Genomic DNA, 25,927 nt, shown 5'->3' with positions numbered 1-25,927 from the left:
GGTCAACGTCCCGGCCCTGGACATGAGCTTGGCCGCGGACGTGCCGGCGGTGGAGATGCTCACTAGGGTCAACGTCCCGGCCCTGGACATGAGCGCCGCGGCCCTGGCCCCGGAGGTTTCGGCTACCGGTACCAATGAGTTTAACCACCCTACCGATTGCTGCCCTGATGGAAGCGGCAACGTCTTTGTCCCGGAGCAGAACCACCGGATCATCAAGCTCAAGGATACCGACTTCTCATACAAGGGCAAGTTCGGCGGCAGCGGGTCGGGGAACGGCCTGTTCACGATCCCGATTACCTGCGCCGTCTATAGTGGCTATATCTATGTCGTCGACCGCTACAACCATCGCGTCCAGGTCTTCGATCTGGACGACCTGTCCTACGTGGACCAGTTCGGTGAGTTCAGTTATCCGTGGGTGGTGGAGGACGGTAAGATCAACTCGCCGTGCGGGATCGCCATAGACGCGACCAATGGCCAGATCTTTGTGGTCGATACCATGCACAGCCGAGTGACGGTCTGGGACCTGGACGACTACTCCTGGGTCGGGGCCTTTGGTGAGTACGGCTCTGGTGACGGCCAGTTCAATACGCCTATGGGCTGCACCGTCTATGGCAGCTATGTCTATGTCGCGGACGGTGGCAACCACCGCTTTCAATGGTTTAACCTGTCGAATTACTCCTTTGTCGGGAAGTATGGCAGCAACGGTTATGGGGACAACAACTTCGCTCAGCCGGTCGCTTGTGCAATAGATGAGATATATGTCTATGTCTCTGACCATGACAACAACCGCATCGTAAAGCGGCTCCTGTCGGACTGGTCCTACGTGGCGAAGATCGGCACTCAAGGCACGGGGAATGACCAGTTCTATCTCCCGGCAGGCATACATACGGACGGGACCTACCTCTGGTTGGCCGACAGCGGGAACGACCGCATCCAGAAGCGGCTGTGCTCCGACCTTTCGTACGTGACGATAGCGGACACCTTCGGCTGGACGGCTACGGGTTCGCCCGTGGCGGGGGCAACCGCCGCCTGCCTCGTGCCTGCGGTCACGGTGGCGGGGAACGCGACCGTTGAGGTCCCCTGCCCGGATATTAGCGGGGCTGTAACCGTACCCGGCGTCGTGGCGGTACGCAACGCTGCGGCACAGGTGCCTTGCCCGGATACGGGCGGAGCTATTCCGGCCCCAGATATCACGGCTATACGCAACGTGTCCATAGCCGCTCCAAGCCCGGTTGTATCGGTTGCTACCACTAACCCTGCCATCGCGGGTGGGGCCGTCACGGCGGCTCCCACGCCTAATACGGCGGCTTCTGCGCCCATACCCAACATCACGGCACAGAGGAACGTAGGGGTGACCGTGCCTGGCCTCGATGCGAGCATGGCTCCCTTGGCTCCAGCGGTCTACACCCAGGGCTCCATGGGGGTCCAGGTCCCGGCGGTCGATGCTTCGCTCGCGGTTGTTGCCCCTACGGTCAACGCCCAGAGGAACGTGAGCGTGAGTGTACCCGTTGCGGGAGCGGACCTGGCCGTGGTCAACCCCTTCGTGACGGGGGGCTTCAAGGCCCAGGCCCCGGCCCCGGACATGAGCGGGGCTACCTACGCGCCGGAGATAGCCGCGACCCGCCAGGCCGAGACCCAGGTTCCGGTAGTCGGGATGGACGCGGGTTCACCGGCCCCGGCGGTCTACGCGCAGGAGACTACGGTGATACTGGTTCCCTGTATCGCCATGACGGCGGATGTGGGCGCGCCGGAGTTCACCGGAGGCTCCCAGGTCGTCTGCCCGGCTGCGGACACCGCTCTCGCGGCGACAGGTCCGGGCATACACACCGTCTGCGAGGGAGCCATCCTGGTCCCGGTGGTCAACCTCAACCTCCGGGCCTACGTAACGGACCGACCCCCGGATTGGGTGGGCGGCGCGGTCGAGGTCATAGACCTGGAGGGCGAAGCGTCGAAGAAGCTCAACCTGATAGGTGGAGCATTGAGGAGGATTAACCTATGAGGACTGACTTCACGATTCAGCGTTATCGGACCCTGGACATAGACGGCGTGGCGAAGGATTCCGACGGCAACGTCATGTCCCTGGCGAGCCCGGCTGGGATTATGTTCATGATGGTGAACGTGCTGGACCCCGATAACGTCGAGAAGGGCATAACCAAGATGTCGATTCCTGGAGGTGGCATCGTTATTACCGACTCGCCTGCGGGCAAGTACAGGATTCATTTCGACCCGGAGGACACCCAGGGCCTGCCCGTCGGCGACTACCGTTACGAGGTAATGTACTCCGATGACATCGTCTCAACGAACGAGGCATACACCCTTAACCCCACCAGCGTCCAGCAGGGCATCCTGGAGTTGAAGGACTCGCTCATCGAGGACTTGTGATGAACAGCAACTGGGAGATAGCCCGCAAGATACAGGAGGACCTCAAGCGGGTGGAGGCCAGGGTGGGCAAGGACGCGGTCAGGCTCTATCGCCAGGCCTGGGAGGAGCTGGAGCGGGACCTGGTGCGCTATCTCTACCGCATCGCCGGGTCGGATGGGACGGTCAACACCTCGGCTCTCTATGGGGCCGGTCGCGCCTTGTCCTTGCGGGCACAGATAGACTCCATCCTCTCCGACTACTCGGAGAGCGTCTCTAAGATGCTCGACCGCGAGGTGGACAGAGCAGCCACGCGCTACTTGCAGAAATATGGCATGAGTGTGGAGGCCATATTGCCGCCAGGCTTCAGCATAGCCCTGGACCGGATGTGGCCGGAGGTGGTTACGGCTATCCTCAACCGCAAGTGGGAGGGGGTCCACTTCTCGGAACGGCTGGGATTCATCGCCCCCGAGGTCGCGGACGAGATGATGGACCAGCTCGCCATCGGGGCCATGCGCGGGGAGGGTATTCACCCTCTGATGATGAGGCTCCAGGGCACCGCGGACATCAGCCGCTATCGGGCGGAGATGATAGCTCGCACGGAGATCATCCGGGCCTCCAACACGGCGTGTGATTGGACCTACGCCCAGTACGAGGGCCTGGTGCAGGCGAAACGGCGTCTGGTCACCCTGGACACCCGGACCTGCGTGGCCTGCCTCGCCCAGGACGGCAAGGTCTACCAGCTCCAGGACCCCATGGACGACCACGTCATGGGACGCTGCACCTTCACCGCGATAACCCCCTCCTGGGAGGAGCTGGGCTACCACGGTCAGCAGCCCCCGTATATACGCCGGGCCAGGGACCCGTTTACTCACCGTAATGAGCAAATCCCCTTCACGGACGCCAGGAGCTGGTTCGAGGGGCTCCCAGACGGGGTACAGAGGCAGATGATGGGGCCTACCCGCTGGGGGATGTGGAAAGACGGCCTGGTGGATTGGGACCACCTCTACGGTGCGGGCTCCTCGATCACCGCGGTCAGGGACCTGCGGAATGTCGCTGGCGGGCTGTAAAATAGCGGCATGAAGTGGATTGAGTTTCAAGACCCGGAATGGGTGAACTGGAACCTCCGGGAGCGGGTAAACCGCTTCCTGTATGAAGATGACGGACTGACCCTCATCCACTATGGTCTGGATTACCAGCTCAAGCTCCGTTGGATTTGGGGGCCGGACGATACCATAGATCACTTGGCGAGAAGGTTGAAGGAGAGCACAGACTACATCTTTGAGGTGGGAACGTTCTCTCGACCATGGTTAGGGGCTATTGGTTAGGGAAAGGGGAGACCGATGGGCATATTGGAAGACATGGATAATATCGCGCAAAAGGGAGAGTTTTCTTTACCAGAAACGCCGGACATCGGCGGCGGTATCCTTCAGACGATTAGCGAACAGCTTGACACCATCATCGAAAAACTTGCGAGAATCGAGCAGGCAGTAACGACACTCCCAGAGCCTAAAGTTGAAACACGAACGGCAAGGAAGCCCCGGTCTTAGACTTAAGGGGGATTGTTATGCCAACAGGGACATGTGAGAGATGCTACGAGGAGGACATCCTGGTTCACTGGGATGGTTCCGAAAGAACACCTGAAGGTGTTGTAAGAATACATCGCAAGGCAATGGTCTGTCAGTCATGTTTCAACATACTTAAGACGGACCCTCTCGAAGCGGAGAAATTTGGTCGCGAGCTCGATTTGAGAAAGAAGAAATAAAGGGGGAGACCGAGAATGGACGGCGACTTGAGACAGAAGCTCGACGAGATTATTAAGCTGTTGAGAAGAATCTTGTCGGAGCTGGGAGACATCTCAGCCAATACGGAAAGGTGAGAAAAGAAGGGTTTAGCCTAATCCTTTTCTGCCAACGCTGACAATCGCGCCCGTCCTGGGCGGCCTCGGATCCGCATAAGCGGGTTCTGGGGCCTTGTTTTATTGGAGGGATAAAGATGCCGTTACCTACGCCTAACAGCGGTGAGAAAGAATCGGATTTCATGGCGCGCTGCATGACTGCGTTGGAGGGGGAGTTTCCCAACCGGGACCAGCGCGTGGCGGTGTGCCTCAAGCAGTTTCGGGAAGGAGGTGCAACCGAAAGCGTGAAAGAGCTTACCCACTTCACCTCCCTGCGGGAGGCCGTGAAGGTCGAGGGCGACAAGCCCCGCTACCGCGTCCAGGTCCTGGAGGCGGACAAGGTGGGGGCCAACCGCCGGGTCTACCCCAAGGGAGTCATGGAACAGGCCCACGCTCTCTATGAGGGCGCGAAGGTTTACCTGGACCACCCCACCAAGGTGGAGGACGTGCAGAGGCCGGAGAGGTCCGTTAGGGACCTGGTCGGCTACCTGGAAAACGTCCAGGCGGACATGACCGCTGAGCTGGTGGTGGTGAAGCATCAGGATGAGATATGCCCACTCATCGAGGAGTCCATCAGCACGGGCCGGGACCTGGTGGGGCTGTCCCACAACATTCTCGGCCTTACCCGCATTACGCGCCAGGCCGACGGCCCGGTGCAGGTGGTGGAGTCCATTGAGAAGGTCAAGTCGGTAGATGTGGTCACCGAGCAAGCCGCCGGTGGCCGGTTCAAGGAGTTGCTGGAAGGAAAGGAGGAAGGTCTGATGATAAAGACCCTGGAGGAATTGAAGGAAGCGTACCCAGAGCTTCTGGACGAGTTCAAGGAGGGATTCCGTGAGGAGCTCCGCAACGAGGTCGAGCAGAAGGTCTATGGGGACAAGGAAAAGGTCAAGGAGGCGAAGCAGAAAATGGAGGAAAAGCTCAATGAGCTGAAGGAGGCTATCTCCAGCAGGGACGCCAAGATCGACGAGCTCACGGCTCGCCTGGAAAGGCGCGACCGCGAGCAGGTCATGGAGGGCAAGCTCTCCGGGTGTGACCTGCCGGAGGTGACCAAGGAGCGGGTCCGCTCCATCCTGGAGGGGCAGTACGAGAACATGGAGAAATTCGTCGAAGCAGTAGACGCGGCCATCAAGTCGGAGAAGGAGTACCTGTCCAAAGTCACGGAAGCCGGGAAGATAACCGGACTCGGAAGCCCCAGGAAGGACGAGGCACCCGCGATCATCAAGGAGGCCGAGGACCTGTTGGCTTCCTGGATGGGAGTGAAAGAAGACAAGGAGGATAAGTAATGGCTACGAACATCAAGTACCCCAAGGGTGACCAGATCAAGGTAGCCTCTGCGTCCAGGTCCTCCGGCGACCCGGTGGCCGTGGGCCAGATAACCGGTGTCGCTCTCATCGACACGGACGCGGACGGGAACATCACCCTCAAGCGCAACGGCTCCGCCGACCTCTCCGTCAAGGGCATCGACGGGAGCGGCAACAGCGCGGTGGCCGTGGGGGACGCCATCTACTACGTGGAGGCGGACACTCCCAAGCTCTCCAAGAAGGCGACCGGGGTCCTGTTCGGCTACGCGCTGGGGACCGTCGGCTCCGGTCAGACCGCGACCATCGAGGTCCTGTTGAAGTAGGAGGAGGTGAATAGATATGGCTAAACTGGAAACCCTACGCGACATCCGCGAGGCGGTGGGCTCGGACGACTTCGCCAACCTCCTGGGTTCCAATATGCACAAGCGTCTCCAGAAGGCGTACGCAGGGGTGCCGGGAGAGTACGCCAAGTACTGCGACATCATAGAGGTCAACGACTTCAAGAACCAGAACATCATCACGCTCACTGAAGCCGGAGACCTGGACAAGCTCCTGGAAGGTGAGGAGTACAGGGAAGCGAAGTTCGACGAGAGCGCGTCGGCCTACCGCGTGTGCAAGTACGGCAAGCAGCTCACCGTCCCCTGGGAGATGGTGAGAAACGATGACCTGGCTGGAGTCAACCGCATGGTGGACAGCATCGGCCGCGCCGCGCGCCGGACCGTTGCTAAGTTCGCTACCGCGCTTCTGGTCGGAACCACCGCGTCCTCTACGGTGACCAGCGCATTGGCGAAGGCCTCCCTGGAGGCTGCGATCACCGAGTTCATCACTCGGGTGGACGCGACCACGGGAGAGCCGCTGGGGATAGAGCCCAAGTTCCTCATAGTGCCGCCCGCGCTCAAGTGGACCGCCATGGAGCTTATCAACTCCACCCTCATCGTCGTGAGGGGCGACACCGATGCGGTATTCGGCAACAAGAACACCCTGGAGAACGCCCTGGACCCGATCATCGAGCCGTTCCTCGCGGACACCAACGACTGGTATCTGGCGGCGGATCCGGCGGTGCTTCCCGGCATCGAGCTGGCGTTCCTGCGCGGCTACAGGGACACCCCCGCCATGCTCCGCAAGAAGACGGACAGCTCCGAGGAGCTGGACTTCGACACGGACTCCTACGTGTACAAGGTCCGCCACGTCTTCGGGGGCGCGCGTATCAACGCCAACGCCCTGCTCAAGGTCAGCGTGACCTGATAGAGCATCGAACGAACCGGAGGGGGCCCCTTTTGGGCCCCCTCTCTTCTTACCCGGAGGTTGATATGGCTGAAAAACAACTGCCGGAACCCGTGACCACAGAGCAGCTCTACCTGGCTGCTATATACGAGACGCTCCAGAAGGTCGGAGTGACCCTGGAGCAGGTCGCTAAGAATATGCAGGCCTTCGCTAAAGCCAAGGCTCCCGCGAAGGGAGGTAAGAAGTAATGGCTTACGCGACCTACGAGGACGTGGAGCGGTACTCCGGACTTTCCTTCACCGCCGAGGAACAGATCGACGTGGACAAGCTGTGTGAGGATGCTTCCGCCTGGATGACCGAATACTGCGGGACGACCGACCTGGGTAGCTTGGTGCTCGACGGTAACACCCTGCGGATGCTCTGCGCCCGCGTGGTGGGGGGTTTCTGGACCCTGCGTCAACGCAACGCCGAGTACGCCGGGGCCGTGAACCTCAAGATAGGGGACTTCTCCGCGTCATTCGAGAAGGTCCTGGACAAAGACTCCGAGCTCCAGCTCAAGCTGGATGCCATGAGGCTCCGGGCCGAGACTGGGGGGGGCGTGGAGGTGGTAGAGTTTGACCTCGGCTATATTTAACACCCTTCTCAACACTTCCGCTGTAATCTACCGTCATACGCGCTCTCGGACCGATACGGGGGAGTTTACGAGCTCCCTTACCCTCATCACCTCGACGCCCGCACGGCTCGACACCTTCCGTTACAGCGGCTCCCCTAACGTTTATGCCGAGCAGGGCATAGTGGACCTTCCCTCGCACAAGCTATGGTTGGAGCCAGGCGTGGACCTGCGCCAGGGGGACACCGTGGAGGTGGCGGGTATCTCCTATGAGGTTCTGGAGGTCTGGGAGCCGGGCGGGGTAAGGCATCACAAGGAGGCGTGGGTGAAGAATGTCTAAACCGATACGCATTGAGGGTATCCCCCAGGTGCTCGTCAATAACCAGAAAATACTGTCGGCGGTCAAGGCCAGGACCCAACAGATACTCGCCAAGGCCGCTCTGGACACAGAGGAGCGGGCTAAGGAGCGGGTCCCGGTCGCCTTCGGCAGGCTCAAGACCAGCATCCACACGGAGCAGAGCGGCCCCTTCACTGTGGACGTGGTGGCGGAGGAGGAATACGCGACCCCGGTGGAGTTCGGGGCCTCCGCCCACTTTCCGCCCCTCGACCCCCTGAAACTGTGGGCACAGCGGGTCATCGGGGACGAGGACGCCGCTTATCCCATCGCTCGCAAGATAGCCGCCCACGGCACCGAGGAGCAGCCCTATATGCGTCCCTCGTTTGAGGAGGTAGCTCCTGCCGCGAGGTCGGAGCTGGACAAGCTGGCGAGAGGAGTGAGCGGAAAATGAAAGCGATAAAGCAGGCCGTCTATTCTGCCCTTGCGGAGGACGCAACGGTGCAGGGCTATGTCGGGGACCGTATCTACCTCTCGTGGCCCCCGGAGAAGCCCACCTACCCCCTCATCACCTTTCGGCAGGTGGGGGGGGCGGAGGAGTTGGCGGATGGGGTATCTTTTCTTGTCCGCCCGCGCATCGAGGTCAAGATATGGGCGGAGAGCGGCCTTGAAGATATAGCGGAAGCTGTGAGGTCGGCCATGAGGGGGGTTCCGGGCATCGTCAAGCTGGTCTCGGATGTGGACCTCTTCGACCACAACAGCCTGAAGCACGTCAAGGTGCTGGACTTCTCCATATTGACCAGGCTTTAGGAGGTAACGCATGAAGGTGAAAGTGTTGAGGCCCTGCTCCCGCGTCGTTATCGCGGGCAAGGAATACAGGGTCAAGGAAATGGTCATCGAGGTTCCGGAGAGCGTGGGGGCAGACGCCATTCGCCGGTTCCCGGACCATTACGCTCCCTACGAGAAAGAGCAAGATGAGCACGATTTCGTGCTGGAGGAAATCAAGGAGGTAAAGTAATGGCTTTCGACAATGTTACTCACGTGTTCGGCGTGAAGGACTGCAAGATCGCCAAGATGACCGCGGACTCCGGCTCGTCGCCCACCTACGACACCTCGGTGGACGTTCCGGGTATCCAGGAGGTCACGGTGCGCTTCAACATCGAGGAGAAGGAGCTCCAGGGCGACGATGTGACCCTGGACATCAGGTCCAAGCTCAAGAGCCTGGAAGTAAGCGCGGTCCACGCCAAAATAAGCCTGGACGTGCTCCCGGTGCTCCTGGGAGGGGCCACCACGGAGAGCGGGACCACCCCCAACATCAAGAAGACCTACGCCAGGGCGGGCGCGGACGTGCTCACCTACTTCAAGATCGAAGCTCAAGTGGTGGAGGTAGACGACGAGGACGCAGACCTGCATTTCGTCTGCTACAAATGCAAGGTCACGAACCACGAGATGGGGGCCAAAGGAGAGGACTACCGCACGGTGTCCTTCTCCGCCAAGGGAATTCCCTGTGCGAGCAACGACAGCTTCTACGACCTGGTGGCCAACGAGACCGCTGCCGCTATCGCCTGATAAGGAGGCTATATGTTCGAGGAGATAAAGGACAAAGTCCACGATATAGAGCTGGCGGACGGTACGTACAAGGTGGAGTTCACCATGAATTGCCTGTGCGAGCTGGAGGAGCTGGTGGGTACGGTAGAGGCGGGGGAGCTTCCCCCAGGCTACCGCTCCACCAGGGCCATGCTGTGGGCGGGGCTACGTGAGCATCACCCGGAGATCACGCTGGAGGAAGCCGGGAAGCTGCTGCCGTTGCCCCGCATGGCAGAGGTCAACGTCAAACTCTCCGCCGCGCTTATGGATGCCTTCAACCCCTCGGACAGCCTAAAAAAAGAACAAGAGGGGCCGGACGGAGAAAACCCGACTGGCCCCTGATCTACTATTTCTGCTGCCGCTACCTCTCGGAGGATATCTTCTGGCACTCGACCCCAGCCAAGCTCGCTTCGCTTATCGCCGCACATAACCGCTATGAGGCCGGGGAGCCTTCTTCTCCAGGGGGCGTGGAGGCGGTAGCGCGATTCCTCACGAAAGGATGAGACCATGACGGCTGAAGCCGGAATCCTGGGTAGACTACTTGTCCGTTACGGCGTGGATACCAGTGAGCTGGACCAGGCTCAGAGCAGGCTCACCGGGACCTTTAACAACATACAGTCGAAGGGCATGGACACCGCCAAGATGCTCATGGGTATGGCGGGGTTGGGCGGGACCATCTACGCCACCAAGGCGGTGATAGACGAGTTCACCTCGTTCGACGATGCCATGCAGAAGGTCAAGGTGGTGGCAGGAGCTACAGGGGAGGAGTTTTCCAAACTCACCGACCTCGCTCGTGATATGAGCAAGGAGACGGAGTTCTCTGCCTCTCAGATCGCGCAAGGTATGTATGAGCTCTCCAGCGCGGGTATGGACGCGAACCAGCAGCTCTCTATCATGCCCGCGGTGCTCGACCTGGCTACCGCCGGCGGCATCGACATGAGTATGGCGGCGGAGATGGTGGTCAAGTCCCTGGGTGGCTTCAACATGGAGGCGTCTGAGGCCACACACGTCGCCGACGTCATGGCCCTGGCGGTGAACAAGTCCATGCTCCACTTCGAGGACCTGGCCTACGCCATAAAGTACATCGCGCCCGTCGCCGGAGCCACCGGGCAATCCATCGAGGATATGGTGGCCGCGGTGGGGCTCATGGGCAACGCGGGTATTCGGGGAGAGCAGGCGGGTACTACGCTTCGCGCCACCTTCGTGCGCCTGATGGACCCCACCAAAGAGGTCCTTGAAGGCATGAAGTTGCTCAACCTGGAGGCGGAAAAGCTCAACCCAACCACCAACAGCCTCGCATCCATGCTCCAGTACCTGGCGGAGAAGTCGATGGGCGTGGACGAGTCTGTACGCAACCAGGCCTACTCCATGATATTCGGCACGGAGGCCCTGTCCGGGATGCTGGCTCTGGTGAACGCCGGGCCGGAGGCCTTACAGGCGCTCTCTGGCGAGCTGGCTAACTCCGCCGGGGTAGTCGAAAAGAGCGCAGAAGAGATGCGGGAATCCACGACCAAGCAATGGGAAATCATGAAAAACCAGGTCATGGATTTCGCCATGAGCGCGGTCGAGGGCATGCTGCCCCTCGTCAACGTCTTCTTCGACCTCACCGACATGGTGGGGGGTGCGGGCAACGCCATCATCATGTTCGGATCCGCCTGGGCCGCGGTGAAGATCGCCAAATGGATGAGCGACATGGGCGGGCTGTCGGGTATGTTCTCCTCGATCACCGGAGCCTTACACAACACGTCGGGGGCTCTCACCGGGGTCGCCGCGTCTTTTGGCAACCTCGCTCTGGGCGGGGCGGTCGCTGGGGCCACTGGGGTCATCGCCTACTTCTGGGGGGAGCTGTCCAAGGCTAACGCAGCTCTTGCCGAAGCAGAGGCGAGGCTCAAGAATGTCACCTCCTCGGAGGGTTACACCAAAAGCCGGGAGGCCGCGGACGCCACCATGGGGCAGGTGAGCGCATTCGCCTCCACCAAGATGGACCTCATCACCCCGGAGATGCAGGCACAGATAGACCATTATCAGAGCGAGATAGGACAGATAAGCAGAGCCTGGCTCTACGCCAAGGACATCGGGATAACCGCCATGTTCGACCAGCAGCTCGCCGTGGAGGGACTCAAAGCGAAGGTGGCTGACCTCAGACTGGAGGCCGCGGCCTTCACCGCCAAAGGGCCGAAATACGATGTTGCGGCACGGGACGCGGTAAGACATGCGGATGAGCTCCAGGTCTACTTGGATGAACTCATGGCAAAGTGGGGGATGCTCCCTGCCAAGGCCACGGAGGCGGCTACCTCCTTGCAGGTGGTCCCTACGGCTATACTCAACGCTCTCACGTCTCAGGACGCAGCCGTCAAGGGGGCGGGCGCACAGTCCATGGCTATCTATATCGCCGGGCTGGTGGAGAAGTCGGGGGAGGCCCCGGCAGCGGCGGCGGAGGTAGGGAACCTGGTGGCAGAGGCCTTTTCCACCGCCGACCCGGAGGTCCAGGCCTCGGCCCTGGAGACCATGAAGCATTACCTGGATGTGCTGGTCGCCAACAAGCAGATTACCGTGGAGCAGGCCGAGCAGATCTGCAACGGCCTGGTCACTGCCATGAGCATGGACACGCTCGACCAGAACCTGGTCAAGGACTCCTACCGGAACACGCTGGACGGTATCATCCAGCTTCTGCGTGAGAAGAAGACCACCATCCAGCAGCTCTCCGATGAGATAGGCCAGGCCGCGCAGAGAGGGCTCACCGTCCACGCTTCCCCGGACATCAGCTACAAGGTCCCCAAGGTCTACGAGGTCATGTTCCGCAACCTGGAGGGCGTCTTTTCCGCCAACATCCCCAAGCTGGAGAGCAACCTCGCCCTGACCATGCCCGCGCCGGCAGGGGCCGGGGTGGCTATGTCCGAGAACCACCTGCACGTCCACGTGGATACCCTTGTGGGCGAGGAACGCTGGGTGGGGCAGCTCGCGGAGAAGATGGTAAAAGCCCTCCCCAGGGCGGGATACGGGAGGTGGCAGCATGAGCCTGTATAGGTTCTTCAAGATAAAGGTGGGAGAGACCTGGTACGACCTCTCCGACGTGGAGCGCGAATACGACGAGGAGGTTCTGGTCATAGGGCGCAGCTCCCGCTCCCTTTCGGGCAAGCTCCAGGTCAAAGAGCGGGCCAGAAAGAAACGCTTTACCTTCCGCTGGGGCTACCTCCACCGCACCACCACCGAGGATGCGGGGGTGGGCTCGGACCAGCTTCGCACCTGGGCCGGGACCACGCAGACCTACACCTTGAGGATGTACACGGCTGAAGCGGCTTACACGGACTACGAGGTCAACCTGGAGCGGGCCGGGCGAAGGCTCGTGCGGGACTTGAACGGAAGGGCTTACTGGGCCTTCGAGGCCGTCTTCGAGGAGATATAAATGCAGACTCCGGCAAGCGGATACACGACAGAGTACAACAAGGTGGCGCACAAGCCGACCATGTCCGTCTCGGTGCTGGAGACCTCTCACTTCAACCTGCCAGAATGGGCGAGCATGAGCACCAGCGGCTCCGCCTCCCACGATGAGACCTACCTGGGCAAGGGGCAGGTGATAGACGGGATATGCGCGGAGACGGGCAAGTTCCTCGTCCTCGACACCGCCGCTAAGCTCGACATCTACCAGCTTTTCGGTGCGGACCTCCATTGTCCCGCCGGTTGGTGGACCTCGATAAAGAGCGACGCTGCCGGCGACTTCGCTTCCCCGCCTTATGTGGATGTCGAGTACAACCCAGCGGTGGACGCCAACGGGGTCAGGGTATCGGTGACGCAGGTCTATTCCGGGGCCGAGACGGTGGTAGTGAGGGCCTGGTATGATGGGGCCTCGGATTGGGTCACCGTCGGCACCCTGGTCTTCGCGGCGGGCGAGTACCAGAAGAAGATAAGCCTGGGAGAGGTCAAGAGCATCCTCAAGCTCCGGGCGCGCATCGACTCTACCAAGGCCGCGAGCGACTACGGTCGGCTGATGGAGGTTGAGCCCATCCTGGAGTGGACCCCGGGCACCTACGACATAACCCCTTTCATCGAGAGCTACAACCTGCGGAAGTCCAGCGGGGACGCCACGGAGACCGCCTACCCCACGCCGGGTGTCGGCATCAATACGCTTACCGTCGGCTTCAACGCCAACATCCTCGACATCTTCACCTTGCAGGAGAACCAGCTCATCCTGGTGGACCAGGGTTTCGGCGGTGCTCACCACCTGGACCAGGGCGTCTTCGTCATGGACGCGCCCACGGAGGATTCCAACACGGTGGACATCACCGCCTATTCGACCCTGCAATTCGCCAAGCTCATAGAATGTCCCGACCGGCTGTGGGAGAAGGCGAAGACCTCCTACATCATCAAGGAGCTGTTGTCCTATGCGGGCATAGCCGCCAGCAACATCACGACCGCCCTCTCGTCCGACCCCCTGTGGCAATGGTTTTACATCCAGAGGCAGAAGCTGGACAACGCGCTCATGGAGGCCTGCCGGAACCTGGGCGTCTCGGTCTACGAGGACGAGCTGGGCCAGGTCTACATCCGGGACCAGTACGGCTCCAGCGTGATGACGATAAACGACGACCTCATCGAGGATTACAGTTACATCCACCAGCGGTTGATAAACCATGTTGCGGTGCATTACTCCATAGCGAAGCCGGGCCTGGTGGAGGATGTGTGGCATCTCGGAAGCGACCTCTCAATACCTGCGGGAGGGACGACGTTCGTCTTCACGCTGCATAAGACCCCCGCCATTCGCATCCAAAGCCCCCAGCTTGAAGAAGCTCCCACCGGAGTCAGCTTGAGCTCATGGAGCTGTGACGGGTTCGTCCTCAACGTCAGCATCGCCAACACCTCCGGGTCCACGCAGGTCATCGAGAGCGGCAATATGCGGCTGCGGGGCAGGCCGGTGGCTCTTTCCCAAGAGAAGGTCTATGAGGCCCGCGACGAGGCCAGCATACGCAACCTCCACGCCAGGACGTTGGAGATCACCATACTCTGCGGGACGGACGCCGAGGCCCAGAGCATCGGGAATAAGCTCCTCAATTACTGTAAAAAGGCCGCTGACGTCTTGCGGCTCACCCTCCAGAAGCCGGTGGCTCACCTCCAGCTTCGGGACGTGGTGACCGTCAATTCTACCTACATGGGGATTAGCTCTACCGACTACGTGGTGCTTTCCATCGACCTGGACTTGGACGGGACCGTCATCGAGCTTATCCCGAAAGGAGCGTTTACGTAATGGGGTTTGACCGGGTGTTTGCCAACCGTATATCGCTGAACAGGCTGGGGAGGGTGGCGAGAAGCACCGTCTCCGAGAGCCAGGTCGCCTGGGACGAGGAGGGCGTCAAAGCCCTGGTCCAGGAACTCCAGAACGAGGTCTATGATCTGCGCCAGCTCCTCACCGAGATGCAGAGCCGGGGCCTGCGCCAGGACATCATCGCCGCCCCGGACGTGGACGCCTCCACCTTCTACGAGACGGCCTCAGACGGGGCTCTCCGCGCCGGCGTAGACGTGGTGGTAGAGGGGGAAGGTTTGGTGGAGGTGGCTATGCTGGAGGCCCCCACTATAGCCTACGCCTCGGCTGACGCCACGGTCGATGAGGCCAACCCCACCACTCCATACGACACGACCATGAAAGCCGGTCTCGACGCCTCTGGGAACGAATACAGAGCACTCTTGGCCTTCGCTTGGGGGACATATAACCCCGGCACGGAGATCAGCGGGCTGTGGGCAGCGAGCCCTATTCTCGCCTTGGTGAGGCTACATAAGAACGGGACGGAAGACGACGCCCTGGACCTCAAGATATTCCCGATGGACAAGGCCGCGAGCTGGTCCGAGTCCACGGTCACCTGGAACACCAAGCCTGCGGACGAGGAGAACGCCCTGGACCATCGGGCCAACGACACCGCTGCCGATTACAGCTATTTCGACATCACCCCCTACATCAGGCGGGCACGAGAGATGCGAGACGGGTCCTGGTCGGGTTCGCCTCCGGGGCTCTCCATCCTTGCCACCGGGCCGGACCTGGCGGATGGAAACGCCGTCACCTGGGACTACCGTGGGAGCGGGACCGACGACTACAAACCCCAGCTCTGGTATTGGGAGAAGGCCTACAAGAGCCAGATACTGGGGAGCGCGACCAAAGAGGCGAAGTTCTACGGCAAACCGGGCGGAGAGTATTACATCACCTTTAGGTACATAGACGCCAACAACAACCCTGGCAAGTGGGCGATCCCGGTCAAGGTGACTCTTCCTTCTCAGGGAGCCACTCCTTCCGCGCCAGCGGCCGCGCCGACGATAAATGCGACCAACCTCTCCAACATGAAGGAGATCGTCCTCTCAACGACTATTCCGGTGGACTTCGACTGCTATGAAGTCCAGCTCTATGACCAGACCAGCACCACGACGATTAAGACCAGAGCTGACCGTTTTATGCACGTATTCAGCTCAGGGTCTTCAGGCCTGACCTGGCAGGTGCGCTATCGCTACGTCACCAGAAGCGGGAAGACGAGCAACTGGAGCTCCTGGACGACCGGCTTCACGATCAATAATGAGCTGAAAATCCAGAGGGCCGCGGCGGCGGATGGGGTGGCTCATATACTTATAGACGCCGATGGTCATACTCATCTCAAGCATACTTCCGGGTCGAGCTCCAACACCTACGACTACGTGGAGGGCCAAGGCTGGCTTCTCTGTCACAAGCTAATCAAGGATATCGCATACAGCTACATAGAGCAGAAGGCGGCGCAGGACTCGGATGCGACCGTGACCAATACGACCTCCACCAGCTATGTCTCAAGGGGTGGAGTCTCGCTCACTCCTGCGGGTAGCTCTGGAACGGCCAGAGTCCTTGTGATTGCCACGCTGGGAGTCGCGGGGCCGATAAGGCTCAGGCTCCAGGCGGGCTCGACCAACATCGCCCAGGTGGACTACGGAGACGACAGCTCGGGCTATTCGACGGTCACCCTCGTCGGCCTGGCCGATGTTGCTGCCGGATCCGCTACCAGCTTCAACGTTGACTATAAATCCGTGACCGGCGCTCAGGTGACCGTCCATAAACACGATATCGTCGCTGTCCAGATAGGCATGGTTTAAGGAGGCAACATGGCATTTGAGAACGTGAGCTTTTCCACGGAGGAGGTGCTTACCTCCACCAAGATGAACAAACTCCCAAGCAACGATAATTTCCTGTTTGACAGGTTGATACCGTACCTCGGGGCAAACTGTGTAGCGAAGACGGGCTATGGCCTCTACATCGTGTCGTTCAACGGGGCCAACCTCATCAACCCGGATAACGCGAGCGGGAACGGGGCGGACGGGGCCACCTGGACGAAGATATGGCTGGGAGGGGGATCCCCTAACTCCATGTGCATCCAGGTCGCTATTCCCAACACCGTCTTCAGTAGCGCGCCGCTTGTTGTCGGTCACACCACCGGATCAGAGAGCCAATGGGGGATACAGCCTTGCTCCATCTATGGGGAGTCAGCCACCGGTTACTTCGTCACCTTCAAGGACAGCGGCGGGCCGAGCTATCCCATCAACACGTCCTTCGCCTACACCGCGCTCCTCCTGGGGCCGCGCAAAAGTAACCCGACGTAAGGGGGAGCCATGCCTGATACAACGCAGTTGATAGTCAACCAGCTCGACCGCATGGAAGCCACCCAAGGCAAGTTCCAGGCCAAGACCACGGACCAGCTCTCCCAGCTCAACGTGCGGTTGTCGGTGGTGGAGCACGACGTCAAGGAGCTCCACCGCAGGATGAACGTCACCAACGGATGCACGGGGGAGATGGACAAGGAGATCGACGAGCTCCAGAGCGTGGTGGAGCGGTTGGAGGATAAGAAATGGACCAGGGGTGACAAGCTAAAGACCTGGGGCATAGCCCTATCAGCCTTCTTCGCTCTCGCGGCCCTGGTCGTCTCGGTCGTCTGCCATTAGAGGGAGGAAGCGATGATATTCGACATGGCGGTGTTGCATTACACCTTGAGCGACGACGTACCCGCCTACATCGTAGACGAGTGGCACGAGGCCAGGGAGTTCATCCCTCGCGGCACAAACGTGCTGAAGTATATCGGCTACCACTACCTGGTGCGGGCTTTCGGTATGGTAGAGCCAGGCCGGAGCCTGGACGCGCAGCCCACGCATTGCCCCGGCTACAACCGGGCGGGAGTGCTGGCGATCTGCTTCTGCGGCTCGACGCCGGACGAGACGCCCTGGTATCCCACCGACTTCCAGTACAAGTCGGGAGCGGGCCTGCTGGTGCAGCACAACATCCCCAAGGACCGCATATTCGGTCACGGTCAACTCTACGACACGAGCTGTCCAGGCCGTCTCGACATACCCAGGATTATCCGCATGATGGAGTCCGCGCAGGCTCCATACGTACTGCCTATCAAGGAGGATGAAATGCCGAGGTTTGAAATCGTCAGGTCTTACGACCAGGTGAACGAGAAGACGGGAGAGGTGACCACGTGGAGGGTTTATGGGTGTGGGAGGGTCAACCATAACCACCGCCTGGACATCCTCGCGGAGGCTCCGGGAGGAGCCTATACCTGTTATGCCTACCGGGTCCCCATCGGCAAGGCTCCGGCAAATCAGGCCGAGACCATCAAGGTCGGCGGGTGGGACAACGAGGACAACCGTGGAGCCAGCTTCTACCTCCACCAGGTCTTCGGGGAGTGCGGCGAGTTCCGCATGACCATCCACAGCCCTGTGCCCCTTGCTATAGAGGTCGGTGTCTAGGTGCTCAGAAGGGGCATCTATATGGTAAAATAATGGTAACCCAGCCCTTTTGCGTTATCCCACTTCGGTTCCCCATACAAATACACCTACCAGGTAAAACGCAGCCGTCCTGGGCCTTCTCAGGTGGCCCATATATATAGTATGGAGAAAGACACATTAACGTAAAGACGCACTATTTCTGGTGTATCCCCATTTCCTTTACCAAATAATGGGGTTCCAATATATGGTAGCAACCTGCAAATAGTGGCTTGAAGTGTTCTAAGCCCCTACATTTTGCCTGTTTTAGTGAGGAAAGGAGGAAAAATGAACGTAGAGCTGCTCTATGCTGTACTGGGAATACTTGCCATGCTCCTGGTAGACCAGGTGCTCGGCATAGCCAGGGCGGTTAAGTTGGGGACCTTCAAGTGGTCGGAGATCGCCGCCACCATCGAGAACAACGTACTGCCGTACGTTGTCCCGGTGGTGGTGCTTGGTCTTATCGCAAGCCTGGACAGTAGCATATCCAGCGCACTCACCGGAGTGTTCGGGGCATTCGTCGCTGCCTATACCGTCAAGCTGATCGCTGACATCACTGAGAAGATCAAAGCTCTGTACGAAATAAGCATATAGAGAAACTCACGCCTCGCCCTTCCCGCTCTTCTCATGGAAACGGTCTCCTCTCGCGCGGGAGGGCGGGGCTTATTTTTTATTTGTCATGGATGGTCTGTTAATATAGCTCATAGGAAAGGCGGCTATTGAGAGGTGGGCTATGGTGGATGACTCCTGGAAGAACAGGCTCTATTTTGGTGACAACCTACGCATCATGCGGGACTACATATCCGATGAGAGTGTTGACCTCGTTTACCTCGACCCACCCTTTAATAGCCAGGCCACTTATAACGTCCTCTACCAGGAGAAGAATGGAACATCATCAGCCGCTCAGATTGAGGCCTTCGAGGATACATGGCATTGGGACATAAAGGCCGCAGCAACCTACCAAGAGCTTGTTGAGACTGCACCGAAGAAACTCTCTGACCTGATGCAGGCTCTTTACCAGTTTCTTGGTCACAATGACATGATGGCATACCTCACCATGATGGCGATTAGGCTGCAGGAGCTTCATAGGGTACTCAAGCCGACTGGTAGTATCTTTCTACATTGTGATCCCACTGCAAGCCATTACCTTAAGCTGGTGATGGATGCTATCTTCAGCCCCAAGTATTTCATCAATGAGATCATCTGGAAGCGTACCTCGGCCAAAAGCCTGGCCTTCACCAGGTTTGCATCAAATCATGACGTTCTCCTCCATTATGCGAAGGGCGATAAGCCTACCTGGAATCCCCAGTACATGGAGCATGACCCGGAATATATAAAGAAGTTCTATCGCTTTATTGAGCCAGAAACGGGGAGACAATATAGGCTCGGAGATTTAACAAATCCGAACAAAGACAGGCCGAATCTCACTTATGAGTTTCTGGGGGTTACAAGGGTCTGGAGATGGACAAAAGACCGCATGCAAAAAGCGTACGATGAAGGGCTCGTTGTGCAAAGTAAGCCCGGCACGGTTCCTGCATTGAAAAGGTATTTAGATGAGCAAGAAGGGACCCCGGTAGATGATATATGGTCAGATATTAAACCCGTCCAACCCCAGGCTGCTGAGCGTCTCGGTTACCCAACCCAGAAGCCGGAGATGCTTCTAGAAAGAATAATCGAGGCCAGAAGCAATCAGGGGGACATTGTCCTCGACCCCTTCTGTGGTTGCGGGACTACCATATCTGTTGCCGAGCGCCTTCATCGCCACTGGATAGGCATTGATATTACTCACCTCGCAATTACCCTTATCAAGCGGCGGCTGGAAGATCACTTCGCGGATGACCTTCAGCCCTATGAGGTAATCGGAGACCCCAAGGATTTGCCTGGCGCGGTTGAGCTTGCAAGCCAGGACAAGTTTCAATTCGAGTGGTGGGCTCTCGACCTGGTGGGGGCTCGACCGGCCCAGGATAAGAAGAAGGGCGCGGACACAGGCATTGATGGGTACATCTATTTCTTTGATGACGATAGCGGGAAGGCTAAACAGGTAGTAGTCCAGGTTAAGGGCGGGACTATTCACTCCAGCCACATCCGCGATCTGAAAGGCGTTGTGGAGCGGGAGAAGGCCGCTATCGGAGCCTTTGTGACTCTCAAGCCGGCGACAAAGCCCATGCGGGAGGAAGCGGCTGCGGCTGGGTTCTATGACTCTCCTCATTACGGCAAGTTTCCAAAACTGCAGATTCTGACTATTGAGGAGTTGCTGGGTGGAAAGACTTTGCAGATGCCACCCCGCCGGCAGGTAGATAAGACCTTCAAGAAGGCGGAGAAGAAGGTTAAGAAGCGAGAGGACCAGACAGGGCTATTTTAAGAAGATTGTGTGTTAGTGAATGGGTATACCATCCGACTACCTCGGAGATATACTCCGGGATTTCTATGGCACATTTGGAAGGCCTGGCGAGGGTCCACCAAAGCAATTTAACGTGGGCAAACATTTAAAGGATATGCCTGTCGATAAGGCAGAGTTAGACTTACTGGTGACGGCATTAGATGACAGGAGACTCCGCTCAGAATTCGCCAATTGCAGCCTTATCCTCGAGGACTTATTTGCACGGCTAACGAGTGAGGAAGTACTCCGTGAATTCTCAGGAATCGCTATATCACACCGTGACTTTCAACAACTGTTGGGAGGTGTACTTTGGTTTAACCTTGCCAAGGGGATTGACAGAAGGGACGCTTCAGGTATGCCGACAACACCTTTTGAAGATGCACTAGAAATGCCTAATTCTGTTAAGTTCACGATGATTGTGGAAGGCTCGTTAGTACTTCGGCTGTATGTTGCGCTTGTTTTTATGCGCGAAGGAATTCTGAATGAACTTATAAAACAAGGTATTGATTCTGGGAGTCATTGTTGTGGCCAGATTAGGGCTCTATTAAATTCGGATTACGTTCGTCATATTCGAAATGCGCTTTCACACGGTACATTCTCTGCAGGCATAGCAGGACTCGTGTTCATAGATAAGAAATATATGGTAGTTGCCACTCCGGGTTTTCTAGAATATTTAGGTGATTGTCTAATGATGATCCAGCTTCATGCATTGACAGCATGTGCGATGAATTATGCAAAGGAATAGATCATCCAGACCCATGATTAGGACAACTAATCTCCGGCGGCTCGTAGTAGCTCCACTCTATGATATACTCCGACCCGTCGAGAGGACAGTATAGCTCACCCTCCAGGTACTCAGGCACAAGATCCATCCATGAGTCCGGGTACGAGAAATCGTCGCTGAAGGCTGCGTACATCTCCGAGAGTGCCTTTATTGATCTCATCTGGCTGAGGCACACCGTGTTAGCCTGTGTGGTGTCAACACCACTATCCTTCGTGAAGTAGAGGACGGCAAAAACATTGCTGGTCACCAACAGGATTGCCACGAGTATGGAAAGAAAGATGACGGTAGTCTTTATCAACTCCCACCTCCGGTAGAATCAACCTTTTTTCTTGCTTTGCTTCTCCAGGTATTCTACCAGAAGTCTCTCTATAAGCTCAGACACAGAGATATTGTTGTCGATGCTGATATGCCTTGCTTGTTTCCAGACATCATCGCTGATATAGATATTAACCCTCTTTTTCTCGCTCATCGCTATTGCACTCCTCTCATGTACTAACTTACGTGTGTCAATGCCATTCTAACACAATAACTTAAAGTGCATCTTTGGACTTTTTTCGTTTGCCCTACTAAACCACCATCAATTTTCTTAAATACTCCTTGACGTAATAGCATACTATGGTAGTGTTAAGTTATAACATAACAACGTACAAAGAGGACCTTGAAAAGCACAGAGAGTTCCAAGAGGTCGGAGAGCCAAAGTCGGAAAGCGGGTGATGCCGCTAACGGTTCGGGGCCACTGCCGGGAAACGCGGGACATGCGCCTCAAGGAATCAAACCAAGTCAACTATGCCGAAACCGGGGAGCCACTACCACTCTATATATATTCCGGCTCCCTGTTCTTACCGGGGATGACCTCCCGGAGCTGAACGAGGCAGGTCACGAGAGAGGGGAGATTGGGATGCTGGAACTGCTGGGATTTGAAGTGGAGGAGACGGGGAAGCCCGAAGCCCCCTATATCCTTCACGGTAAGCGCGGTGCCAGATACGAGCTGGTACGGAACACGCGGGACCCCAAGTACTTACTACTGCAAGACCCGGCAGCACGGGGACGCGCCGTGTCGGTGGCAGGATATTCCATGTTCGCTGACCACGAAGGGTATCTAAGGCCAGCTTCTAAATGGCAGCCATAGAGGGAGGGGCAAATGAAAAATCTGACTCAAGAACAGCTCGACAAGATAGACCAAATCGTCGAGGAGGTTGAAAGACTGCTCCTGGATAACCCGGATAGTACCTTGAGCCATGCCTACCGTTACAAGTTGGTAGAGCTGGCGGCGTGCATGCACAACAACTACCGGGAGCAAGAGGGCGTGGAGGCGAGGATAGACCGGGTCATGGGCCTGGTCCTCGATAGCTACCTATGAAAGGAGAGGGGAGACCATGAAGAAATGTCCACGTTGCGGAGAATTCAGTATGCGGGACAAGGAGGTCTTGAACGCGCTCTCGCGACGCGACAACGAGACCCTTATCTGCTCTGCATGTGGAGAGGACGAAGCCATGTACGACTTCGTCATCAGCAGGGCTGAGGAAAGGACCGTGGGTAGCGAGGAGGAAGCCCGGGAGCTTGAGATGCACATTTACCTTGCTCGCCAGCAAGAGCAGGCCTGGCTGACTGAGGGCAAGCCGCTCAACGAGTTGTACGGCAAGCCTTATGTGCCCCTGATGGCCCGCTGACAAAGGAGGGGAGACCGTGAAACTGATGACCAAGGAGATAGAGCGGAGGATACCTGCGCTGGGAGGGCAGGCAGCGGAGGGTGATCCCATTGTCCATCTCAAGCTGTTCGACCCTTGCGGCCGCTGGACCTACTATGCCACGGAGTATGACCCCGAGCAGCGGATGCTCTACGGGTACTGCATATCCGCGTTTGGTGGGGATTACGACGAGTGGGGATATGCAAGCCTGTATGAGATTGAGGCCGTCCGCAACCGTTTCGGCCTGGGGATCGAGCGCGACCTGTGGTTTAAGCCCTGCCATATATCGGAGCTGCATAGGAAAGCAGTAGCATAGATGTTCGAGGAGGAGGTGGCTGCGTAGTGACCTACTGTCAATGGTGCAAGGAAACTCTCCATTATATCCGAGGTAAGGGATGGGTACATGAGGACGGCAATACCTATGTCACCCGGAAAGAATGGAACGAGGTCCTGGGTCGTTTCGATGAGGTGGACGATCATTGCGCCCTCCCGGTGTTCGAGGAAGCCTGGGACTCCACCCTGGACATGGAGATGGAAGACCGGCTATGTGGCGGAGGATTTGAATTGGACGATGAGGGGTAGATGCAGGATAATATATCCAGTAGAGGTTATCTATAAAGGGGGAAGAATGAGGAAATATCTTCTGGATGAAAACAAGAACGAGATTGTTGGCTTTGCTCATGTTAAGCGCCGGAAGACTGGTTTAGTGTATTACGGCATTCTGGCAGATGAGGATTTTCAATCTGAAGGCAAAGCCCGCCTTGTTGAGAAAAAAGATTTCAAGGATCAAATCCGCGGCATGGATTTGAAGGAATGGGATATCCGGCAGTTGTCGTGACCAGAAAAGCGTACGATTTGCGTCCCATTTCCCTCAACGTGCCTCAACGTAGTGTTGAAGAAATCCCAGCTAAACGGTAGACACAAGCGTCTGACCTGGGAGAAAAAACCGGGTGTAGCTGTCTCATAATCCGCGTGTCGCAGGTTCGAGTCCTGCTGGGCCCACCAAACATAAGAGCAGGTCAGAGTATGTACACTCTGACCCTGTCTTATAATGATAGATACGGTTCAGCCGTAACCACATGACGTCGAAGCATTCTTGCGGGTAAAGCACCTTTCCTTGAACGACACGCGGACACACCTGTCACCGTGTCCGGTTTGGAGCCACTCAGTGCTTAAGGACAAAAGTGCAGGCAATTGTGGTTATAATCGCCTCAACTGATTTCGAATAGACGAAGACGGTAAATCTCGTAACCACAAGATAACCACCAGAAATCCCAACAGGAGAGTAGGGAAATTACTTGCTGGATTTCTGTTGGGCAAAGCCACGGTATTGTCTGCCTGCCATTCCCAAAAAAGATGGACTGTGGCTGGAGGCTCATGGTCGGGACCTGGTTTCTAATTATCTTGTCTTGATAAAAAGACACGTGACCTTTTTCGCAGTCATAAGCCATGTTTGCAGATTTAATCTGATGACTATATAATGTTACTGTTATTAAATAATAATAACAAAGGAATGAGGTTTTATGGATATTTATATCTTCAATCCCTGGTGGAGGACGGGAGAGGTGCCCTCGAGCCTTGCAGGCAGGAAGAGAAGGGCCCTTGAGGAGCTCCTGCCCTACCTCGACCTCAGGCAAATCCTCATCCTCTACGGCTTGCGCAGGGCGGGAAAGACCACGCTTATGTTCCAGATCATCGAGGAGCTGCTGAAGAAGAGGGGCGTCTCGCCCCTGCATGTCCTCTATTTCTCGTTCGACGAGGAAAGCGAGGATATCGCCGAGATCCTCAAGACCTACGAAACCGAGGTGTTGGGAGAGAGAGTCTCCGGCGGCAGGAGCATATATCTATTCCTGGATGAGATACAGAAGCTTGAAAGCTGGCCCGATAAGGTAAAGATCGTTTACGATCTCAACCCGAACGTCAAGATCTTTCTCTCCGGCTCCGCGGCATTAAATCTCTCCAAGGGAGGCAAGGAGAGCCTGGCGGGAAGGTTTTTCGAATTCCTGATCGAGCCCTTGGACTTCGACGAGTACCTGGATTTCAAAAGCATCGACATCGACCGCAGAAGGGAAACAGTTTACGAGACGGAGATCAAGCGAAGCCTGAAAGATTTTATGATCACGGGTGGTTTCATCGAGGCGCTGGAACTCGACGATATCCGGAGGAGGAAGTACTTCCGGGAAGGGCTGCTGGAACGCGTGATCTTTCGCGATCTGCCGGAGAGCTTCTCCATCAGGTCCGCCGATCTGCTTCAGCGCTGCATGAATGTCTTCGCGGTACATCCGGGGATGATCCTCGACTACAGGAATCTCGGAAACGATCTCGGCTATGACCAGAGAACAGTCTCCGATTACGTCTCTTATCTTGAGTATGCCATGCTCGTGAGGAAGCTTTATAATTACTCCTCCAACCGCCTGAACAGTGAGAAAAAGATGCGCAAGGTCTATACGTCTAACACGGCTTTCAGTTTCGCCCTCTCAGGAGAAAGCGATTTCCTGGCGCTAGCGGAACAGTTCTTCGCGAACACGCTCAAGGCCGGGTTTTTCTGGAGATCTCCGCAAAAGGACGAGGTCGATCTGGTCCTTGCCTCGGAGGAGGGAATTGTGCCCATTGAAATAAAGATGAGGAGCGACATCAAGGCAAGAGATGCAAGGCCTCTGTTTAAGTTCATGACGAAGTACGGCATCGGCAGGGGCTTAATCATATCCGCCAACCTCGAAACGGTCTTCAGGGACGGCAACCTTAAGGTTGAAGCCATTCCTTACTGGAGGTACTGGACGATCAGGCGGAAACTCGCGGAGCGAATGCTCCCGTAACCGCAATATGACCACAAACCAGGATGCATGTCGGTGAAGGTAGAAACAGAAAGCAATATAATTTGGTTCATCTCCCAGAAGTGTGGGTAGCCGGCCTGAAAGCTCCCCGTATCTTCAGGAAGAAGTACTCCTCATCTCTATACCCATAGGCCACCCTCTTTATGACCTTGATTTTGTTGTTGATTCCCTCG

The 25,927-nt window shown here is 57.4% G+C and carries 35 protein-coding genes; 32 read left to right on the top strand and 3 right to left on the bottom strand.

Features of this window, described 5'->3' with window-relative positions:
* From AB1384_12480 to AB1384_12360, 25 genes are all read left to right on the top strand, one after another.
* Nucleotides 1-1,999, top strand: a 1,999-nt coding sequence (locus AB1384_12480) for a hypothetical protein (GenBank protein MEW6555089.1), incomplete at its 5' end; no start/stop codon positions are given.
* Nucleotides 1,996-2,382 (top strand): hypothetical protein, encoded by a 387-nt coding sequence (locus AB1384_12475; GenBank protein ID MEW6555088.1) that lies wholly within the window; start codon nt 1,996-1,998, stop codon nt 2,380-2,382. The genes AB1384_12480 and AB1384_12475, both read left to right, overlap by 4 nt.
* Complete coding sequence (locus AB1384_12470; GenBank protein MEW6555087.1) at nt 2,382-3,428, top strand: phage minor head protein; 1,047 nt, start codon at nt 2,382-2,384, stop codon at nt 3,426-3,428. Before AB1384_12475 ends, AB1384_12470 begins: the two co-directional genes overlap by 1 nt.
* Nucleotides 3,429-3,701: 273 nt before the next feature.
* A complete protein-coding gene (locus AB1384_12465; GenBank protein ID MEW6555086.1) occupies nt 3,702-3,908 on the top strand; it encodes a hypothetical protein in 207 nt (68 codons plus the stop codon).
* Nucleotides 3,909-4,500: 592 nt separating this feature from the next.
* The gene (locus AB1384_12460) at nt 4,501-5,538 is read left to right on the top strand and encodes a hypothetical protein (GenBank protein MEW6555085.1); all 1,038 of its coding nucleotides are present in this window, start codon (nt 4,501-4,503) and stop codon (nt 5,536-5,538) included.
* Nucleotides 5,538-5,879 carry a DUF2190 family protein gene (locus AB1384_12455; protein ID MEW6555084.1) on the top strand — a complete coding sequence of 114 codons (342 nt, stop codon included), beginning with the start codon at nt 5,538-5,540 and terminating at the stop codon, nt 5,877-5,879. Before AB1384_12460 ends, AB1384_12455 begins: the two co-directional genes overlap by 1 nt.
* A 16-nt stretch (nt 5,880-5,895) precedes the next feature.
* Nucleotides 5,896-6,801, top strand: coding sequence for a Mu-like prophage major head subunit gpT family protein (locus tag AB1384_12450; protein MEW6555083.1), 906 nt, complete (start codon nt 5,896-5,898; stop codon nt 6,799-6,801).
* Nucleotides 6,802-6,866: 65 nt separating this feature from the next.
* Complete coding sequence (locus tag AB1384_12445) at nt 6,867-7,028, top strand: hypothetical protein (GenBank protein ID MEW6555082.1); 162 nt, start codon at nt 6,867-6,869, stop codon at nt 7,026-7,028.
* The gene (locus AB1384_12440) at nt 7,028-7,414 is read left to right on the top strand and encodes a hypothetical protein (protein ID MEW6555081.1); all 387 of its coding nucleotides are present in this window, start codon (nt 7,028-7,030) and stop codon (nt 7,412-7,414) included. Before AB1384_12445 ends, AB1384_12440 begins: the two co-directional genes overlap by 1 nt.
* Entirely contained in the window at nt 7,395-7,730 is a 336-nt protein-coding gene (locus tag AB1384_12435; protein MEW6555080.1) for a hypothetical protein, read from the top strand. Before AB1384_12440 ends, AB1384_12435 begins: the two co-directional genes overlap by 20 nt.
* A complete protein-coding gene (locus AB1384_12430) occupies nt 7,723-8,178 on the top strand; it encodes an HK97 gp10 family phage protein (GenBank protein ID MEW6555079.1) in 456 nt (151 codons plus the stop codon). The genes AB1384_12435 and AB1384_12430 overlap by 8 nt, the downstream gene beginning before the upstream one ends.
* On the top strand, nt 8,175-8,534 hold the full coding sequence (locus tag AB1384_12425) for a DUF3168 domain-containing protein (protein ID MEW6555078.1): 360 nt from the start codon (nt 8,175-8,177) through the stop codon (nt 8,532-8,534). Before AB1384_12430 ends, AB1384_12425 begins: the two co-directional genes overlap by 4 nt.
* Before the next feature lie 10 nt (nt 8,535-8,544).
* Nucleotides 8,545-8,742: a hypothetical protein gene (locus tag AB1384_12420; GenBank protein ID MEW6555077.1), complete on the top strand. Its 198-nt coding sequence runs from the start codon at nt 8,545-8,547 to the stop codon at nt 8,740-8,742.
* Nucleotides 8,742-9,293: a hypothetical protein gene (locus tag AB1384_12415; GenBank protein MEW6555076.1), complete on the top strand. Its 552-nt coding sequence runs from the start codon at nt 8,742-8,744 to the stop codon at nt 9,291-9,293. The genes AB1384_12420 and AB1384_12415 overlap by 1 nt, the downstream gene beginning before the upstream one ends.
* Nucleotides 9,294-9,305: 12 nt before the next feature.
* Nucleotides 9,306-9,653, top strand: coding sequence for a hypothetical protein (locus tag AB1384_12410; GenBank protein ID MEW6555075.1), 348 nt, complete (start codon nt 9,306-9,308; stop codon nt 9,651-9,653).
* 165 nt (nt 9,654-9,818) lie between these two features.
* Nucleotides 9,819-12,338 (top strand): phage tail tape measure protein, encoded by a 2,520-nt coding sequence (locus tag AB1384_12405; protein MEW6555074.1) that lies wholly within the window; start codon nt 9,819-9,821, stop codon nt 12,336-12,338.
* A complete protein-coding gene (locus AB1384_12400) occupies nt 12,325-12,717 on the top strand; it encodes a hypothetical protein (protein ID MEW6555073.1) in 393 nt (130 codons plus the stop codon). The genes AB1384_12405 and AB1384_12400 overlap by 14 nt, the downstream gene beginning before the upstream one ends.
* Nucleotides 12,718-14,550 (top strand): hypothetical protein, encoded by a 1,833-nt coding sequence (locus tag AB1384_12395; GenBank protein ID MEW6555072.1) that lies wholly within the window; start codon nt 12,718-12,720, stop codon nt 14,548-14,550.
* The gene (locus AB1384_12390; GenBank protein ID MEW6555071.1) at nt 14,550-16,406 is read left to right on the top strand and encodes a DNRLRE domain-containing protein; all 1,857 of its coding nucleotides are present in this window, start codon (nt 14,550-14,552) and stop codon (nt 16,404-16,406) included. Before AB1384_12395 ends, AB1384_12390 begins: the two co-directional genes overlap by 1 nt.
* A gap of 9 nt (nt 16,407-16,415) precedes the next feature.
* The gene (locus AB1384_12385) at nt 16,416-16,910 is read left to right on the top strand and encodes a hypothetical protein (protein MEW6555070.1); all 495 of its coding nucleotides are present in this window, start codon (nt 16,416-16,418) and stop codon (nt 16,908-16,910) included.
* A 9-nt stretch (nt 16,911-16,919) separates the two neighbouring features.
* Nucleotides 16,920-17,249, top strand: coding sequence for a hypothetical protein (locus tag AB1384_12380; GenBank protein ID MEW6555069.1), 330 nt, complete (start codon nt 16,920-16,922; stop codon nt 17,247-17,249).
* Nucleotides 17,250-17,261: 12 nt separating this feature from the next.
* Entirely contained in the window at nt 17,262-18,053 is a 792-nt protein-coding gene (locus tag AB1384_12375; GenBank protein MEW6555068.1) for a peptidoglycan recognition family protein, read from the top strand.
* Nucleotides 18,054-18,356: 303 nt separating this feature from the next.
* A complete protein-coding gene (locus AB1384_12370; protein ID MEW6555067.1) occupies nt 18,357-18,662 on the top strand; it encodes a hypothetical protein in 306 nt (101 codons plus the stop codon).
* 142 nt (nt 18,663-18,804) lie between these two features.
* Entirely contained in the window at nt 18,805-20,430 is a 1,626-nt protein-coding gene (locus AB1384_12365; GenBank protein MEW6555066.1) for a DNA methyltransferase, read from the top strand.
* Nucleotides 20,431-20,449: 19 nt separating this feature from the next.
* The gene (locus AB1384_12360; GenBank protein ID MEW6555065.1) at nt 20,450-21,193 is read left to right on the top strand and encodes a hypothetical protein; all 744 of its coding nucleotides are present in this window, start codon (nt 20,450-20,452) and stop codon (nt 21,191-21,193) included.
* A gap of 1 nt (nt 21,194) precedes the next feature.
* On the opposite strand, the gene AB1384_12355 is transcribed toward AB1384_12360, so the two are convergent.
* Both AB1384_12355 and AB1384_12350 read right to left on the bottom strand, forming a co-directional pair.
* Nucleotides 21,195-21,530: a hypothetical protein gene (locus AB1384_12355; protein MEW6555064.1), complete on the bottom strand. Its 336-nt coding sequence runs from the start codon at nt 21,528-21,530 to the stop codon at nt 21,195-21,197.
* Nucleotides 21,531-21,548: 18 nt separating this feature from the next.
* Nucleotides 21,549-21,701, bottom strand: coding sequence for a CopG family transcriptional regulator (locus AB1384_12350; protein MEW6555063.1), 153 nt, complete (start codon nt 21,699-21,701; stop codon nt 21,549-21,551).
* Between the two features lie 429 nt (nt 21,702-22,130).
* Between AB1384_12350 and AB1384_12345 the strand changes: the two genes are divergently transcribed.
* The 7 genes from AB1384_12345 (at nt 22,131) to AB1384_12315 (ending at nt 25,736) form a co-directional block, all read left to right on the top strand.
* Nucleotides 22,131-22,361, top strand: coding sequence for a hypothetical protein (locus tag AB1384_12345; protein ID MEW6555062.1), 231 nt, complete (start codon nt 22,131-22,133; stop codon nt 22,359-22,361).
* 12 nt (nt 22,362-22,373) lie between these two features.
* Nucleotides 22,374-22,592, top strand: coding sequence for a hypothetical protein (locus tag AB1384_12340; protein ID MEW6555061.1), 219 nt, complete (start codon nt 22,374-22,376; stop codon nt 22,590-22,592).
* Nucleotides 22,593-22,641: 49 nt separating this feature from the next.
* Nucleotides 22,642-22,902 carry a hypothetical protein gene (locus tag AB1384_12335; protein ID MEW6555060.1) on the top strand — a complete coding sequence of 87 codons (261 nt, stop codon included), beginning with the start codon at nt 22,642-22,644 and terminating at the stop codon, nt 22,900-22,902.
* Nucleotides 22,903-22,927: 25 nt separating this feature from the next.
* Nucleotides 22,928-23,236, top strand: coding sequence for a DUF2958 domain-containing protein (locus AB1384_12330; GenBank protein ID MEW6555059.1), 309 nt, complete (start codon nt 22,928-22,930; stop codon nt 23,234-23,236).
* Between the two features lie 26 nt (nt 23,237-23,262).
* On the top strand, nt 23,263-23,502 hold the full coding sequence (locus tag AB1384_12325; GenBank protein MEW6555058.1) for a hypothetical protein: 240 nt from the start codon (nt 23,263-23,265) through the stop codon (nt 23,500-23,502).
* Between the two features lie 46 nt (nt 23,503-23,548).
* Nucleotides 23,549-23,758: a hypothetical protein gene (locus AB1384_12320; protein MEW6555057.1), complete on the top strand. Its 210-nt coding sequence runs from the start codon at nt 23,549-23,551 to the stop codon at nt 23,756-23,758.
* 685 nt (nt 23,759-24,443) lie between these two features.
* Entirely contained in the window at nt 24,444-25,736 is a 1,293-nt protein-coding gene (locus tag AB1384_12315) for an ATP-binding protein (GenBank protein ID MEW6555056.1), read from the top strand.
* Between the two features lie 67 nt (nt 25,737-25,803).
* Here AB1384_12315 and AB1384_12310 read toward each other — a convergent pair.
* Nucleotides 25,804-25,927 (bottom strand): transposase (locus tag AB1384_12310; protein MEW6555055.1); only part of this gene is annotated, 124 nt, incomplete at its 5' end.

Source organism: Actinomycetota bacterium (genome assembly GCA_040757835.1).
Lineage (GTDB): Bacteria > Actinomycetota > Geothermincolia > Geothermincolales > RBG-13-55-18 > SURF-21.
Note: the sequence above shows the minus strand (reverse complement) of the source record. Positions and strands in the feature narration are given on the sequence as shown.